This window comes from Streptomyces sp. NBC_00223 (assembly GCF_036199905.1).
Classification (GTDB): domain Bacteria; phylum Actinomycetota; class Actinomycetes; order Streptomycetales; family Streptomycetaceae; genus Actinacidiphila.
In genome coordinates this window covers 5,274,222-5,288,544 of sequence record NZ_CP108109.1, presented here as the reverse complement: position 1 = coordinate 5,288,544, position 14,323 = coordinate 5,274,222, and the positions used below count along the sequence as shown (strand labels likewise).

12 protein-coding genes are annotated in these 14,323 nt (G+C 71.3%); 10 read left to right on the top strand and 2 right to left on the bottom strand.

Features of this window, described 5'->3' with window-relative positions:
- Positions 1-11 precede the first annotated feature (11 nt).
- Positions 12-884: a hypothetical protein gene (locus OHA30_RS22475; RefSeq protein ID WP_328915654.1), complete on the bottom strand. Its 873-nt coding sequence runs from the start codon at positions 882-884 to the stop codon at positions 12-14.
- 305 nt (positions 885-1,189) lie between these two features.
- Here OHA30_RS22475 and OHA30_RS22470 point away from each other — a divergent pair, with 305 nt between their 5' ends.
- Together OHA30_RS22470 and OHA30_RS22465 are read left to right on the top strand one after the other, a co-directional pair.
- Positions 1,190-1,339, top strand: coding sequence for a hypothetical protein (locus tag OHA30_RS22470; RefSeq protein WP_328915653.1), 150 nt, complete (start codon positions 1,190-1,192; stop codon positions 1,337-1,339).
- Positions 1,339-2,145, top strand: coding sequence for a hypothetical protein (locus tag OHA30_RS22465; RefSeq protein WP_328915652.1), 807 nt, complete (start codon positions 1,339-1,341; stop codon positions 2,143-2,145). Before OHA30_RS22470 ends, OHA30_RS22465 begins: the two co-directional genes overlap by 1 nt.
- Positions 2,146-2,276: 131 nt before the next feature.
- Here OHA30_RS22465 and OHA30_RS22460 read toward each other — a convergent pair whose 3' ends face one another.
- Positions 2,277-4,976: an MMPL family transporter gene (locus OHA30_RS22460; protein WP_328917951.1), complete on the bottom strand. Its 2,700-nt coding sequence runs from the start codon at positions 4,974-4,976 to the stop codon at positions 2,277-2,279.
- Between the two features lie 836 nt (positions 4,977-5,812).
- On the opposite strand from OHA30_RS22460, the gene OHA30_RS22455 reads away from it, so the two are divergent.
- From OHA30_RS22455 to OHA30_RS22420, 8 genes are all read left to right on the top strand, one after another.
- Positions 5,813-6,580, top strand: a complete 768-nt coding sequence (locus OHA30_RS22455) for a response regulator transcription factor (protein WP_328917950.1) — start codon at positions 5,813-5,815, stop codon at positions 6,578-6,580.
- Entirely contained in the window at positions 6,577-8,094 is a 1,518-nt protein-coding gene (locus tag OHA30_RS22450) for a sensor histidine kinase (protein WP_328915651.1), read from the top strand. The genes OHA30_RS22455 and OHA30_RS22450 overlap by 4 nt, the downstream gene beginning before the upstream one ends.
- 234 nt (positions 8,095-8,328) lie before the next feature.
- Entirely contained in the window at positions 8,329-8,754 is a 426-nt protein-coding gene (locus OHA30_RS22445; RefSeq protein WP_328915650.1) for a hypothetical protein, read from the top strand.
- Between the two features lies 1 nt (position 8,755).
- Positions 8,756-9,367, top strand: a complete 612-nt coding sequence (locus OHA30_RS22440) for a thiol-disulfide oxidoreductase DCC family protein (RefSeq protein WP_328915649.1) — start codon at positions 8,756-8,758, stop codon at positions 9,365-9,367.
- A 10-nt stretch (positions 9,368-9,377) separates the two neighbouring features.
- On the top strand, positions 9,378-10,397 hold the full coding sequence (locus OHA30_RS22435) for a TetR/AcrR family transcriptional regulator (RefSeq protein ID WP_328915648.1): 1,020 nt from the start codon (positions 9,378-9,380) through the stop codon (positions 10,395-10,397).
- Between the two features lie 263 nt (positions 10,398-10,660).
- A complete protein-coding gene (locus OHA30_RS22430; protein ID WP_328915647.1) occupies positions 10,661-11,998 on the top strand; it encodes a lysine N(6)-hydroxylase/L-ornithine N(5)-oxygenase family protein in 1,338 nt (445 codons plus the stop codon).
- Between the two features lie 12 nt (positions 11,999-12,010).
- Complete coding sequence (locus OHA30_RS22425) at positions 12,011-13,387, top strand: aspartate aminotransferase family protein (protein WP_328915646.1); 1,377 nt, start codon at positions 12,011-12,013, stop codon at positions 13,385-13,387.
- On the top strand, positions 13,384-14,211 hold the full coding sequence (locus OHA30_RS22420; RefSeq protein ID WP_328915645.1) for a homoserine O-acetyltransferase/O-succinyltransferase family protein: 828 nt from the start codon (positions 13,384-13,386) through the stop codon (positions 14,209-14,211). Before OHA30_RS22425 ends, OHA30_RS22420 begins: the two co-directional genes overlap by 4 nt.
- The last annotated feature ends 112 nt before the right edge of the window (positions 14,212-14,323 follow it).

Here is a 14,323-nt window from a genome sequence, read left to right as displayed (position 1 = left end):
CGACGCCGCCGTCAACCGGCCCGGTGGCCGACGCGGCAGTCAACGCAGCGGGCAGCCGGGTCGTGGGAGCGGATCGCGCGGTCGCAGCCGTCGCAGGTGATCAGGGGCGGCGGACGGTCGGCGGCCACAGGCCCCGGCGTGGCCGGGAGCGGTGGCGGGAGGTGGGTGGTGAGGCGGTAGTCCAGGAAGCGGGCGGGGTGGTGGATGGGTACTTGCTGCGGCGGAAGGCTCGCAGTCAGCGTGCGGACGATCTGCGCGGCCGTGGCCGCACGGGCCAGCCACGTGTCCACAGCCGGAGCAAGGGCGAGCACATCGCGTGCGGACAGCAGCAGCCGCGAGTCAGTGAGGCGTAACCGGGCAAGGATCTCAGCGGCGGGCCCGCTGACGGGCGCCGGGTGCGCGAGTGCTGTAGCCGGCCTCGCAGCCACGGTGGGCGTCCCCCGCCGCAGGGGTACGGGGGCCGGGCCGGCCGTAGGCCGTACGCCCCCGCCGCCGGGCTGGTCCGGCGGCTCAGCGCCCCCGTGGCCGGGCCGGTCGTACGCGAACGTACGCGTCGCGAACCTGCCACCACCCAGCGGAACCCGGCGCCGCTCCAGATAACCCGCCGCCACCAACTCGTTCAGCGCCCGCCGAACCGTCGTCTCCCCCTCACGGAAACGCAGCGTCAACGCCTTCACGGTGACCGATGCCCCGTCCGGCAGCGACAGAATGTGCACGCCGAGCCCGATCGCGACGGCGGACAGGTCCGGGTGCTGGGCCAGATGGTTGCCGACCACCGTGAAACGGTCGGTGTGCGGACTCCGCACATGGATCACCCCGGCCCGGGGCGCGCCCTCGGGAAGCGGATACGCGGACAGGCCCGCGTTAGACTGCGCGTCAGCCATAAGGAAGCGATCTCTTCCTGAACGGTCAGGCCCTCGGCGCGGATTGCAGTCCCACCGGGGGCCGTCGTATGTGCGGTTACTGCCGCCGAACGTACCGCACACATCCGATATACGGACGTATCCTCACCCGATCGAGCGACACCACCACCAACACCACCCACCCCGGGTCCGGTCAGGTGAGGTACTTTCCCGTTCCTTTAAAGGACCCCGCGCCCCACCGGGACGCGAACCACGGCACCCCGGCGGCGACCCCACCGGCTCTGAACCAGGACACCCGCGGCAACGGGCAGGACACGTGGATCGAAATGGGTAGCATCCCGTTCTGGAAGGGCGGGCGGGTCGAGGCGGACAACCTGCACGACCCGGGCACCGGAGACTCCGACGTCGCTTTCGACGCCGTGGCCTTCGTCCCCTCTGTGACCTACGTTCAGGGCGTCTGCGGATTCGGATACTGATGATCAATTTCACGCAATCGGTGCGTGCCGGTGTGCTGGTGGCCGTGCTTGTCGCGGCCACCGGCGTCGCTGGTTGCAGCGCACACCAGACTCGGGACCTGGACGGCGGCCTGGACCAGGCGCAGGACTCGGGTGACCGGGTACATCGGACGGAGGACCCGGACGACGGCATACAACCCGGGACCGCTCCCCCCACGACACCCCCGGGCGGCACCGACGGTTACCGAACCGAGCCCGGCAGACAGCCGCTGTCCGCGTGGCCCGCCAAGCCCTTCACGGACAGCGCGCCTTTCCGCTGGGACACCGAGCATGTCGCGATCGCCGTCGGCTACAAGGCGGTGGACTTCCGCTCAAGGATGCAGAACGCGTGGCGCCTGTCCAAGGGGAGCACCACGAAGAAGAAGGACTTCACCGGGAGGTCCTACAGGATCTTCACGGACAAACTCAAGAACGGCGAGCAGTTGCTGGCCGACGTGGTCGGACTCGAAGACGAGCAGGGCAATCTCCAGCAGGTGATCTGCGAAGTCTACGAAGACGCCCCCCGGCCGGCCGCCTTTCTCAAGGACTGCGCGTCCCTCGACTACCCGAAGGCGAATCCCGCCAAGGCGGCTGCCTGGGAGGAGACGTACCGGCCCCAACTGGACGCGCTGCTCGTGAAGAAGACATCGTGGGTGAGCAGTCCGCTGTTCAGCGCTGGCGGGACCTCCATGTTCATGCGTCACAGCCGGCCCGCCATGACCAGCGACGGTGCCCGCATCGTCTACGAGCTCGTCATCTTCGGCACCGGCGAGCCCGACAGCAAGTAACCCACCGGCCCGCGCGCCCGCGCCCGCGCGCCCGCCTCACAGCCCCGCCTCCCTCGCAACAGCCGAAGGAGGCGGGGCCGACCTCGTTTGCCCGTCGGCCGGGTCAGTCGGTGGAAAGGGTGTCCGCTGGGTCAGTCCGTGGAGAGGGTGAGTTCGAGGGGGGAGCCGCCGTCGCCGTCGTCGTCCAGGGTGCCGCCCTCGGTGACCCGCACGGTTGCCGGGAAGGGCGGGTACCCCATGGTCAGCAACGTGTAACTGCCCGCGTAGAGATTGCCGAAGGCGTACGAGCCGTCCGCACCCGTCCGTACGGACGCGATCTCGTGACCGTCCGCGTCCTTCAGTACGACCCGCGCGTCTTCGACCGGCTGCCCGTCGGCGCGGCGGACCGTACCGGTGAGCGAGCCCGTGCCGGTGAGGCGCAGATCGCAGTCGACCGGGCGGTCGGCGGTCAGCACGCTCGCCGTCTGCGGGTGGTGCCCGGCGGCGTTGGCGACCAGGACGTACGCGCCCTCGCCCGGCGTCGGCAGCAGGAACGTACCGTCGTCCGCCGCCCGCGCCCGGCCCACCTGGCGGCCGTCCGCGGCGATGAGGGTCAACTCCGAGCCCCCCACGGGCAATCCGGCCGCGCCCGTCACCCGCCCCCGTACGGCCGGACCCGCGGAGTCCTCCGGCGCCTCGTCCTCGGCAGGCTCCACCGCGAGGTGCGGCAGCCGCTTGTCCAGCCAGGCCGGCAGCCACCAGTTGGCCGACCCGAACATGTGCATGAGCGACGGCACCAGCACCGTCCGCAGGATGAACGCGTCCAGCGCGACCGCGCCCGCCAGCCCTATGCCGAACATCGCCAGCACCCGCTGCCCGCTGAGCACGAAGGCGCCGAAGACGCAGATCATGATGACGGCCGCCGAGTTGATCACCCGGCTGGTCTCGGCGAGCCCGACCCGTACCGCCCGCGCGTTGTCCCGGGTGTGCACCCACTCCTCGTGCATGCGGCTGACCAGGAAGACCTGGTAGTCCATCGACAGACCGAAGAGCAGGGAGAGCATGATCACCGGCAGGAAGGCGTCGATCGGCCCCTCCCGCCCGGCCAGCGAACCGCCCCAGCCCCACTGGAAGATGGCCACCAGCACGCCGAACGACGCGGCCGCCGCCACCAGGTTCATCACCGCCGCGGTCAGCGGGACGATCAGGCTGCGGAACGCGATCAGGAGCAGCACGAAGCCGAGCACGATGATCACACCGATGAACAGCGGCAGCTTCCCGAACAGCACGGTCGAGAAGTCCTCGAACATCGCGGTCGGCCCGCCGACGTACGCCCGCATCGTGCTGCCCTGTTCGGCCGCCGGTACGACGTCGTCACGAAGGTGGTCGATCAGGTCGGACGTCGCCTTGTCCTGCGGGGAGGTGGTCGGCACGGCCTGTATCAGCGCGACCTTGTCGCCCGGCTTCATCGGCATGGCCGCCGCGTAGGCGACCCCGTCCGTGCCCTTGAGCGTGGTCACCAGCCGGTCGAGCGCGGCCTTGTCGGACGCGGCGGGCACCTCGGCGAGGATGGTCAGCGGGCCGTTGAAGCCCGGACCGAATCCCGTCGCCAGCATGTCGTACGCCTTGCGGGTGGTGGTCGTCGTCGGGTTGTTGCCCTGGTCGGAGGAGCCAAGACGCAGGCTCAGCGCCGGGATCGCCAGGGTCGCCATCACCGCCACGGCCACCACGGTCAGCGCGCGCGGGTGCCGTTCGAGGAACGACGACCAGCGGGCCGCCGCGCCCGTGGCGGTCTCGGTGCTCGGGCCGCCGGCCGCCAGCGCCCGGCGCTGCCTGCGGCTGAGCACCCGCATGCCGAGCGCGCCGAGCAGCGCGGGCAGCAGCGTGACGGCCGCGGCCACCGTGATGACGACGGTCAGCGCGGAGGCGACGGCCACGCCGTTGAGGAAGGTCAGCCGCAGCGTGAACATGCCGAGCAGCGCGATGCACACCGTGCCGCCCGCGAAAAGCACGGCCCGGCCCGAGGTGTTCAGCGCGGTGACCGCGGCCTCCTCGGGGCTCTTGCCGCGCAGGATGCCCTTGCGGTGGCGGGTCACGATGAACAGCGCGTAGTCGATGCCGACGCCCAGACCGACCAGCATCGCCAACTGCGGGGAGAAGTCGGCCACATCCATGCCGTGGCTGAGCAGGATGATCGCGGACGACGAGATGCCGATGCCGAACAGCGCGGTCACGATCGGCAGCAGCATGCCGAACAGCGAGCCGAGCGCCAGGAAGAGCACCACGCCCGCGGCCGCGATGCCGACGCCCTCGGCGAGCCCCGGCAGCGGCTGCTCGGCCTGGGCGGGCTTGTTGCCGCCGACCTCGACCGCCAGGCCCTTGGTGCTCGCGCTGTGCGCGGTGTCGATCAGCAGCTGCGCCTGGTCGTTGCTCATGTCGTTGCCGAGACGGGTGTACGTCACGGTGGCGTACGCCGTGCGGCCGTCCCGGCTGATCTGCGCGGCGCCCGCCTTGTCGTACGGGCTGACGACCGTACCGACGTCCTTCTGCCGGGCGATCTTGGCCAGCGCGGGGTCGATCCGCTGCCGTACGGACGCGTCGCGCACCGAGCCGGAGTCGACGTGCCACACGACGGTGTCGGCCTCGCCCGAGCGCTCGGGGACGACCTTGTCCATCAGGTCGAGGACCTTCGCGGACTCGGTGCCCTTCAGCGAGAACGCGTTGGAGTAGCTGTCCCCCAGCGTCTGCGCCGAGGCGCCGACGCCGAGCAGCGCCGCCAGCCACAGCACGATCACCAGCCATTTGTGCCGGAAGCACCATCGCGCCACTGTGGCCACGATCACATCCCCCATCGTCGGTACGGGTACGCGCGCGCCATCGGTCGCTCTGTCGGTACGGACCGTCGGTACGGACCTGTTGATGCGCGTCACCTCAGCCTCCGTGGCCACGGGGGTGGGGACCAAGCCGAAACGGTTTCTCTCAGGGAACTCCAAAGTTCCGGGTGGTCGGGGGCGTGGGGCGGATACGGATACTGGACGGCATGGATGCCCTCAGTGAGCCGCCCGCCCCCGGCCTTCTCCGCCCGCCCGGCAGCGCGTTCCCCTCGGGCGGGGGGCCGGCCGGGCGGGAGTCGGCCCGCGGGGCGGACGGCCGCGCCGATTGGGCGCAGCACGCGGGACCGGCCGCGACTCGGGCCGGTGCCGGGACCGGGACCGGGACCGGCAACACCGCGCGTGCGGCTGAGGGCGCTGCGCGGGGTGCCGCCGCGCACGCGTTTCGCGCGGGGCCGGCCGCTGCGGCCGCGCGTGCGACGGGTGGGGAAGCTGTTGGGGCCGGTCGCCCGAACCCGGCCGCGCGCGGGGGCACGGGTGCCGCGCGCGCAGGCGACGACGGCGCGTGGGGGCCTGGCAGAGAGGTCTTCCGCGCGGACCCGGCCGCGACGGCCGCGCGCGCGGCTGAGGGCGCTGCGCGGGGTAGCGCCGCGCACGCCTCTCCCGCAAGACCGGCCGCTGCGGCCGCGCATGCGGCGGGCGGCGAAGCCCACGGAACCGGCCGCCCGAACCCGAACCCGCGCGGGGGCACGGGGGACGCGTGGGGGCCCGGCCGGGAGGTGTTGCGCGCGGGACCGGCCGCGTCGGGCGCGGGGGCGGTGCCCGGCGGGCCCGGAGGGGGTGGCGGGGTCGTGCTGATCGTCGAGGACGAGCCCGGCATCGCCGACATCCTGCGGATCACCCTCAAGTACAACGGCTTCACCGTGCACAGCGCGGCCACCGGGCGCGAGGCCGTCGCCGCCGCGCGCGAGCACCGGCCCGACCTCGTACTGCTCGACGTGATGCTGCCCGACGGCAACGGCTGGGAGGTCTGCCGGACCCTGCGCGAGCAGCGCGCCGCCGACGGCCCGGACGGCGACGACCTCGCGATCATCTTCGTCACCGCGCGGGACGCGCCGCGCGACGTCGTGGCCGGCCTCGCGCTCGGCGGCGACGACTACATCACCAAGCCGTTCGGCGTGGACGAGGTGGTGGCCCGGGTGCACGCGGTGCTGCGCCGTACCCGGCGCGGTGACGGCCGCCCCGCCGACCGGGTGCTGCGCCACGGCGACCTGGAGATGGACGAGTCCACGTACACCGTCAGCCGCGCGGACCGGCCGGTCGAGCTGACGCCCACCGAGTACAACCTGCTGCGGCACCTGATGCGCAACGCCGGGCGCATCCTCACCAAGGAGCAACTGCTCCAGCACGTATGGCAGTACGACACCGCCGTGTCCTCCACGGTCGTGGAGACGTACATCTCCTATTTGCGGCGCAAGCTCGACCGGCTGGGCCCGCCGCTCATCGAGACCCGGCGCGGCATCGGCTACGGGCTGTGCGCACCGCGCCCGGACGCCGGTGAGGACTCGGCCGACGCCGGTGAGGACGCGGCCGGCCCGGCCATGCCCGGTGGGGGCGTACGGTGAGGCGCTGCTTCTGGCCCCGGCCCCACTCGCTGCGCGGCCGCTTCACCATCGCCAATGTGATCTTCCTCGCCGTGGGCCTGGTGCTCGCCGCGGCGGCCAGCATCGCGGCCACCTACATGGTGCTGATCAGCGAGATAGACGACTCGCTGCGCAGCTCGCAGTCCGCCCTCTCACAGACCGCGCTCGACGCAAACGGCCTGCGCCAACTGTGCACGCTGGCCGACCTGTTGAGCAGCGGCAAGAGTGACTCCTCCATCGCCCAGGCGTTCCAGCAGGACCTGCTCATCGTGCTCGACCCGAAGGGCCGGCCGGCGACCATGTGCCGGGACGGCGACGTGCCGTTCAGCGCCGAGCAGCGGCGGCTGGCGGACGCGCTGCCCGACGCCGCCCGGCTGGCCCGCGGCGGCCAGGCCGCGACCGTGACCTCGGGGAACACCGAGTACCGGGTCGTGGCGCTGCGGCTGAGCGACGGCACGATCGTGGTCAAGGGCACCCGGCTGAACGGGGTGCGGCACGCCATCGGGAAGCTGCTGATCGTGGAGTCGGGCGTCGGGGTGGTGCTGCTCGCGCTGCTCGCGACCGGTTCGCTGACCGCCGCCCGGCGGCGGCTCAGCCCGTTGGAGGACATGGTGGAGACCGCGTCGGCGATCGCCGAGGGCGACCTGTCCCGGCGGATCGGCACCGCCCGCCACGGCTCGCTGGAGGTCGAACAGCTCAGTACCGCCCTCAACGCGATGCTCCAGCAGATCGAGACCGCGCTGACCGACAGCGAACGCGCCACCGACCAACTGCGCCGCTTCCTCGCCGACGCCTCCCATGAACTGCGCACCCCGCTGGCGTCCGTACGCGGCTATCTCCAGCTGTACGAGAAGGGCATGCTCGACGCCGACGAGCAGGACCGGGCGCTCGGCCGGGTCTCCGCGGAGGCGCTGCGGATGAGCCGCCTGGTCGACGAACTCCTCGCCCTGGCCCGGCTGGAGGACCGCCCGACGCTCACCTTCCGGCCGGTCGACCTGTGCTGCCTGGTACGGGACGCCGCCGCGGATCTCGCCGCGCAGCAGCCGGGCCGCCCGCTCACGCTGCTGCTGCCGCAGGGCGGCCGGGACCTGCCGGAGGGCGGCCGGGAGCTGCCGGACGCGCTCGGCGACGAGGCCGGGCTGCGGCAGGTCGTCGGCAATCTGCTGAGCAACGTCCGTGTCCACACCCCCGCGGACTCGCCGCTGACCATCGCCGTGGAGCCGTACGGGGACGGTGAACTCCGGCTGCGGATCAGCGACTCGGGTCCCGGGCTGAGCGCCCAGGACGCCGACCGGGTCTTCGACCGCTTCTTCCGCGCGGCTCCCGACCGGGCTCGTGACACCGGGGGTTCGGGCCTGGGCATGTCCATCGTGCAGGCGGTCGTGCACGCCCACCACGGCACGGTCACCCTGGACACCGCGCCCGGCAAGGGCCTGACCGTCCACGTCACCCTGCCGGCGGCCCCGGCCCCGGCGCCCGTACTGGTTCGCGCCTGACCTGCTCCCGGTGTGCCCGGCTCCAGCCGGGCGGCGGCAACATCCGAGCGCGCCGGGCCAGTGACGCCCCCGGGCGGCACAACCGGTGACAAAGCCGAGCCCGACAGGTCCTCGCCCGCCGGGTCCCGGCGGGCGGATTTCGCATGTCCCAGGGGAGGTTGAACGTGTTCAAAAAGAGGGCTACTGTCAACGACAACGGGTTTTGAACACGTTCAACAAGGGGTGGCGCTTGCCATGAACCTGACCGTCCTCGCCTACGTCGTCTACCTGACGATCAGCATCGCGCTGACCGTCTGGGTCGCCCGCACCCTCAGCAGCAACGGCCGGATCTTCCTGTCCGACGTCCTGCACGGCAACGAAAAGCTCGCCGACGCCGTCAACCACCTCCTGGTGGTCGGCTTCTACCTGGTCAACTTCGGCTTCGTCGCCCTCTACCTCAAGTCGACCGACACGATCGACGACGCCCGCCAGGTCTTCGAGGCCCTGTCGGTCAAGCTCGGCGTCGTCCTGCTCGTCCTCGGCGTGATGCACCTCGGCAACGTCTACGTCCTCAACAAGATCCGCCGCCGCGGTGTCCTGGAGCGCGAGCAGTTTCCGCCGGTCGTCCCCGACGGGCACACCCCCACCGCGTGGACCGCGCCCAAGCCCTCGGGCGCCTGAGATGACCGCCGCGACCACCACCGGCTCGACCACCACCGGCGCGACCGCTACGGCCCGCGCCACCGCCACAGCGTCCCGTGCGTATCCGCCGCCGCACCGGCTCACCGTGCTCTACGACCCCCAGTGCAGGCTCTGCACCTTCGTGAGCAACTGGCTCCCCCGGCAACGGCAGTTGGTCCCGCTCGACCTCGTACCGGTCGACTCGCCCGAGGCCCACCGCCGCTTCCCCGCGCTCGACCACCCGGCCACCCTGCGGGACGTCACGGTGATCGGGGACGCGGGGCAGATCTTCCGCGGCGACTCCGCGTGGATCGTGTGCCTGTGGGCGCTCGCCGACCACCGCGCCTTCTCGCACACCCTGTCCGGGCCGGCCGGGCGCCGGCTGGCCCGGGCCGCCGTCCTCAGCGCCGCCAAGTACCGCGGCTCCGGGCGGCACACCGTACCCGCGCCCGCCGCCGGCCGCCCCGTCGAGACGCCCGGGCGCGGCGCCCCGCGGGCCGGCACGGGGGCGTACCCCCAGGTGGCGCCCGGCTGGACGTACGACAAGGCCACCGGCTGGACCCAGGGGCCCGACGCCGACTGCACGGACGGCTGCGCGCCGCGCCCCGGCTAGGCTCACCGGCGTGGAGCACAAGGACAAGGCCGACAAGGTCACGGAGGCGCGGCCGGGCCCGGACCGACCGGCCGACGCACCGGCCCCCGCCGCACAGCCCGAGCCCGAGCCCGAGCCCGGCCCGGCGAAACCCGGAGCCACCCCGGCCGCGAAGCCCGACCCCGACGCGCAGCCCGACCCCGCCGCGCGAACGGACGGCCCCGGCCCGGCGAAGCCCCCGGCCCCGGCCGCGAAGCCCGAGCCCGACGCCCCCGCCGAAGAACTCCCCGGCGGCCGCGCCCGGCCGAAGACCGGCAAGAGCGAGCAGACCCGCGCCCTCATCCTCGCCACCGCCATGCGCCTGTTCCAGGAGCGCGGCTACGACAAGACCACGATGCGCGCGATCGCCCAGGAGGCCGGGGTCTCCGTCGGCAACGCCTACTACTACTTCGAGTCGAAGGAATTCCTGATCCAGGGGTTCTACGACCTGATGACCCACGACCACGCGCGTGACGCGGCATCCCGTATGGAGGGGGCACGGGATTTCGCGCAGCGGCTGGAGATCGCGCTGGAGTCGTGGCTCGACTGCGCGGCGGACTACCATGAGTTCGCCGCGCAGTTCTTCCGTACCGCGGCCGACCCGGACAGTTCGCTCAGCCCGTTCTCCAACGAGTCGCACCCGGCGCGGGCCACCGCCGTGAGCCTGTTCCGGGACGTGCTCACCGGCTCGGACCTCGCGCCCAAGCTCGACACGGAGCTGGCCGAGCTGCTGCCCGACCTGCTGTGGCTGCACTTGATGGTCGTCGTCCTGTACTGGGTCTTCGACCGCACCCCGGACACCGCGCGCACCCGCGAGTTCGTCCGCCGCTCCACGCCCTTCGTGGCCCGGATCATCGCGCTGTCCCGCTACCGCGCCTTCCGGCCCCTGGTCCGTGACGCCAAGGCGCTCATCCAGGACTTCATCCTCCCCACCATAGGCAAGAGCCCGCTCCCCGCCGCGAAGCCCACGGAAGCAACGGTTCCGGTCGGCAAACGCGGTCGGCGTGGCTGAAACCGGCGCGGTCGCCCGAAAGCCCGCAAAGCCGTCAGTGCGACGAGGAAGACGTTGACAGCCCGCTGACATACCGACAGAATCTAACTGTCGAAAACACCCGACGGGACTTGTACTTCGTCTTTGCAGGCACCATTCGCAACACTGCCGTAAGACGCGCAAAGCGTGTTCCGTCAAAGCCCTTGTGGGTGCGACGGAACCGCTTTTGCGGGTAGGGGGCGCAGTCCGCGCTCCACACTGCCAGCGATAGTGGGGGTTATCACGTGTACGATGTCATATGCGTGGGTTTCGGGCCGGCCAACATAGCCGTGGCCGTGGCATTCGAAGAGTTATGGCCGACCGCCCGTGTCAAGTTCTTAGAGAAGGCTTCCGGGCCGCTCTGGCAACCGGCGATGCTGCTCGACGGTTCCGACGTCCAGAACAATCCGGTACGCGACCTGGTGACGCCACGGAACCCGAGAAGTCGTTACACGTTCATTAATTATCTGCACGAGCACGGCCGGCTCTTCAAGCACCTCAACCTGCCCAGCCACTTCCCGCTGCGCAAGGAGTACGCCCGCTACGTCAAGTGGGTCGCCGAGAACGTGTCGGCGGACGTCGACTACGACCAGGAGGTCACCCGTATCGGGCTGGCCGGCGACGGGCACGGCGAGGGCAGGCGTCCGGTCGAGGTCACCACCGCCGACGGCACCGTCTACCGCGGCCGGTCGGTCGTCGTGGCCCCGGGCCGCTCCCCGCACATCCCCCCGGTCTTCGCGGGCACCGAGTCCCCGCAGGTCTTCCACACCTCGCAGTACCTTCCCGGCATCGCCGACCTGAGCGCCGACTACACCGGCACCCTGGCCGTCGTGGGCGCCAGTCAGAGCGCCGTCGAAGTGGTGCTCGACCTGGTCGGCCGCTTCCCCGCGGCCCGCGTGGTGAACGTGATGTCGGGCTTCGGCTACCGGCTCAAGGACACCAGTCCGTTCTCCGAGGAGGTCTACTTCCCGGAGTTCGTGGACTACTACTTCCACGCCTCGGAAGAGGGCAAGCAGCGGCTCCGTACGCAGCTGCGCCCCACCAACTACTCGGCGGCGGACGCCGATGTGGTCGACGCGCTCTATCTGCGCATGTACGAGGACGAGTTGGACGAGCGCCCGCGTGTCTCGCTGCGCACCAACCGGCTGATCACCGCCGCCGAGGTCAGCGGCGAGAGCGTCACGCTCGATCTGACCGAGCACATCACCGGCGCCGAGGAGCGCCTGACCGTCGACCGGGCCATCCTGGCGACCGGCTATCTGGACATCGGGATCAGCGGGCGCACCGAGCAGCTGCCGCCGCTGCTGTCGGACCTCGCCGAAGTGCTGGGCGTCTCCGACGACCGCCCGCTGACGGTCGGTTACGACTACGGCGTGGTGCCCGACGCGGCCGTCAAGGGCATACCCCCGATCTATGTGAACGGCCTGTGCGAGTCGACGCACGGTCTCGGCGACGCGGGCTCGTTCAGCCTGCTCGCACTGCGTTCGCAGGCCATCGTGCAGAGTCTGCACGAGCGCCTCGCGCAGGCCGCGCCCACCGCCGACCTGGTCGGCGCGGCGCAGCTCCCCGGCACGGGAATCTGAGGGGGCGCCGGTATGCAGACCCTTGACACCGCCGATCCCGGCGCAGACCTGTCCGAGCCGGGTCCCAACGGCCGTGCGCTGCTGGCCAGTCAGGCCGACACGGAGTCCAACGCCCGTACCTACCCGCGCCGGCTGCCGGTGGCCATCGCGGAGGCGTCCGGCTCGTACATCACGGATGTCGACGGCCGGCGGTACATCGACTTCCTGACCGGCGCGGGGGTGCTGGCCCTGGGCCACAACCACCCCGAGCTGATCGCGGCCGTCACCGAGCAACTGCCCAGGCTCACCCATGGGCTGGACTTCCCGACCCCGGTCCGCGAGGAGTTCAAGCGCCGCCAGATCGGCATGCTGCCCGAGCATCTGCGCGACGACATCAAAATCCACTTCTGCGGGCCCACGGGCGCCGACGGAGTGGAGGCGGCAATCAAACTCTGCAAGAAGGCGACCGGGCGCGGCGGAGTGGTGGCCTTCCAGGGCTCCTACCACGGGTCGACACAAGGGACGATGTCCCTGACCTCGGAACACCACCCGAAAACCGGGCTGAACAATCTGCTGCCCGGTATCCATTTCGCGCCCTACTCCTACTGCCACCGCTGCCCGCTCAGCCTCTCCCCGGCCAGTTGCGCGACCAACTGCGCGGAAATGCTGGTCAATACGCTCACCGACACGCACGGCGGGGTCCCGCTGCCCGCCGCCATCATCCTGGAACTGGTCCAGGGCGAGGGCGGTGCCATTCCGGCCCGGGCGGATTTCGTCCAGCGGGTGGCCGAGCTGGCGCACCGGCTGGAAATTCCGCTGATCGTGGACGAGGTGCAGACCGGGTGCGGCCGTACCGGCACCTGGTTCGCATTCGAGCAGTACGGGATCACGCCCGATGTGATCGTCGCGTCCAAGGGCCTGTCCGGCATGGGACTTCCGGTGTCGGTGATTATGTACCGCAAACATCTGGACACCTGGGGCCCCGGCAGTCACATTGGCACCTTCCGTGGCAACAACCTCGCCTTCGCCAGTGCCAACGCGTATCTGGACGTGGTCGAGCGGGACGACCTGCTGGCGCATGTCAGGACCGAGGGCGAGTACCTGCTCGGTGAACTGACCGCGATCCAGCAGAAGAGCGTCCTGGTCGACGACGTACGCGGCCTCGGGCTGATCATCGGCATGGAGATGGCCGCCCACGGGTCAGTCGGCGCCGCCGAGGTCGCCGCCCGGGTGCAGCGGGCCGCCCTGCGGGCCGGTCTGATCCTGGAGCTGGGCGGCCGCGAGGACTGTGTCGTACGGCTGCTGCCGCCGCTGAACGTGTCACGGGCGACCGTGGACGACGCGCTGGTCGTCATCCGCGACGCGATCGCCGCGGTGGAGGCCGAGCTGGCCGCGGAGGTGACGCTGTGACCACGACACTGGAACGCGTCGGGCCCTCGTCCGGCCGGCTGCCGCGGATCGGCATCGTCAATCTGATGCCGTACGCCGAGCAGTACGAGCAGTGGCTGACACCGCAGCTGGCCGGGGCGTGGCCGTTCGACCTGCAGTGGATCAGGATCGCCTCGCGCCGCTACCACCTGGACGACCCGGACCGGATCGCCCGGACGTATGTCACGTACCAGGAGGCGGTCGCGCAGGCGCCGCTGGACGGACTGATCGTGAGCGGCGCGGCCGTCGAGCACCTGCCCTACGAAGAGGTCAGGTTCATGGCCGAGCTGGACGAGATGGTCCAGCCGACCGCGGCGCAGGGCGTACCCATCCTCGGGCTGTGCTGGGGCGCGCTCGGGGTGGCCCATCTGCTGTACGACCTGCCGAAGCAGGTGTATCCCACGAAGATCTCCGGGATGTACGAGACCGAGCGGCTGGTGGACGACGGCCCGATCGCGGGCGCGCTCGACGACCGCTTCTGGTCGACGCACAGCCGGTTCGCGGGCTTCGACGACGAGGCGCTCGACGCCTCGCCGTCGGTCCGCGCGGTGGCCCGCGCCGAGGGCGCGGGCACGGTGATCGCGGAGTCGCGCGACCACGGGGTCGTCATGCACGTCGGCCACCCCGAGTACACCGCGCACCGGCTGGTGGACGAGTACCGGCGGGACAGCACCCAGGGCGTCGACGGCGTACGGGCACCGGCCAACGTGGATCTCGCCCGCCCGGTCAATCTGTGGCGCAGCCACAGCCTGGCCTTCTTCGCCGGCTGGATCAGGCTGGTCCACGAACGCGTGCCCTCCCGGTGACCGGCGTGGGGCATGTGACCTGGAGGGAGAGTCCGGTGTTCGACCACACCCGAGCCGCCGCGGACGGCGGCTCCCGGCACCGCGAGTCGAGGGCCGACAGAGAGTGACGACC

Coding starts and splice junctions, on each gene's coding strand:
- OHA30_RS22475 (WP_328915654.1), bottom strand. CDS start 884: ATGGCTGACGCGCAGTCTAACGCGGGCCTGTCCGCGTATCCGCTTCCC.
- OHA30_RS22470 (WP_328915653.1), top strand. CDS start 1,190: ATGGGTAGCATCCCGTTCTGGAAGGGCGGGCGGGTCGAGGCGGACAAC.
- OHA30_RS22465 (WP_328915652.1), top strand. CDS start 1,339: ATGATCAATTTCACGCAATCGGTGCGTGCCGGTGTGCTGGTGGCCGTG.
- OHA30_RS22460 (WP_328917951.1), bottom strand. CDS start 4,976: ATGGGGGATGTGATCGTGGCCACAGTGGCGCGATGGTGCTTCCGGCAC.
- OHA30_RS22445 (WP_328915650.1), top strand. CDS start 8,329: ATGAACCTGACCGTCCTCGCCTACGTCGTCTACCTGACGATCAGCATC.
- OHA30_RS22440 (WP_328915649.1), top strand. CDS start 8,756: ATGACCGCCGCGACCACCACCGGCTCGACCACCACCGGCGCGACCGCT.
- OHA30_RS22425 (WP_328915646.1), top strand. CDS start 12,011: ATGCAGACCCTTGACACCGCCGATCCCGGCGCAGACCTGTCCGAGCCG.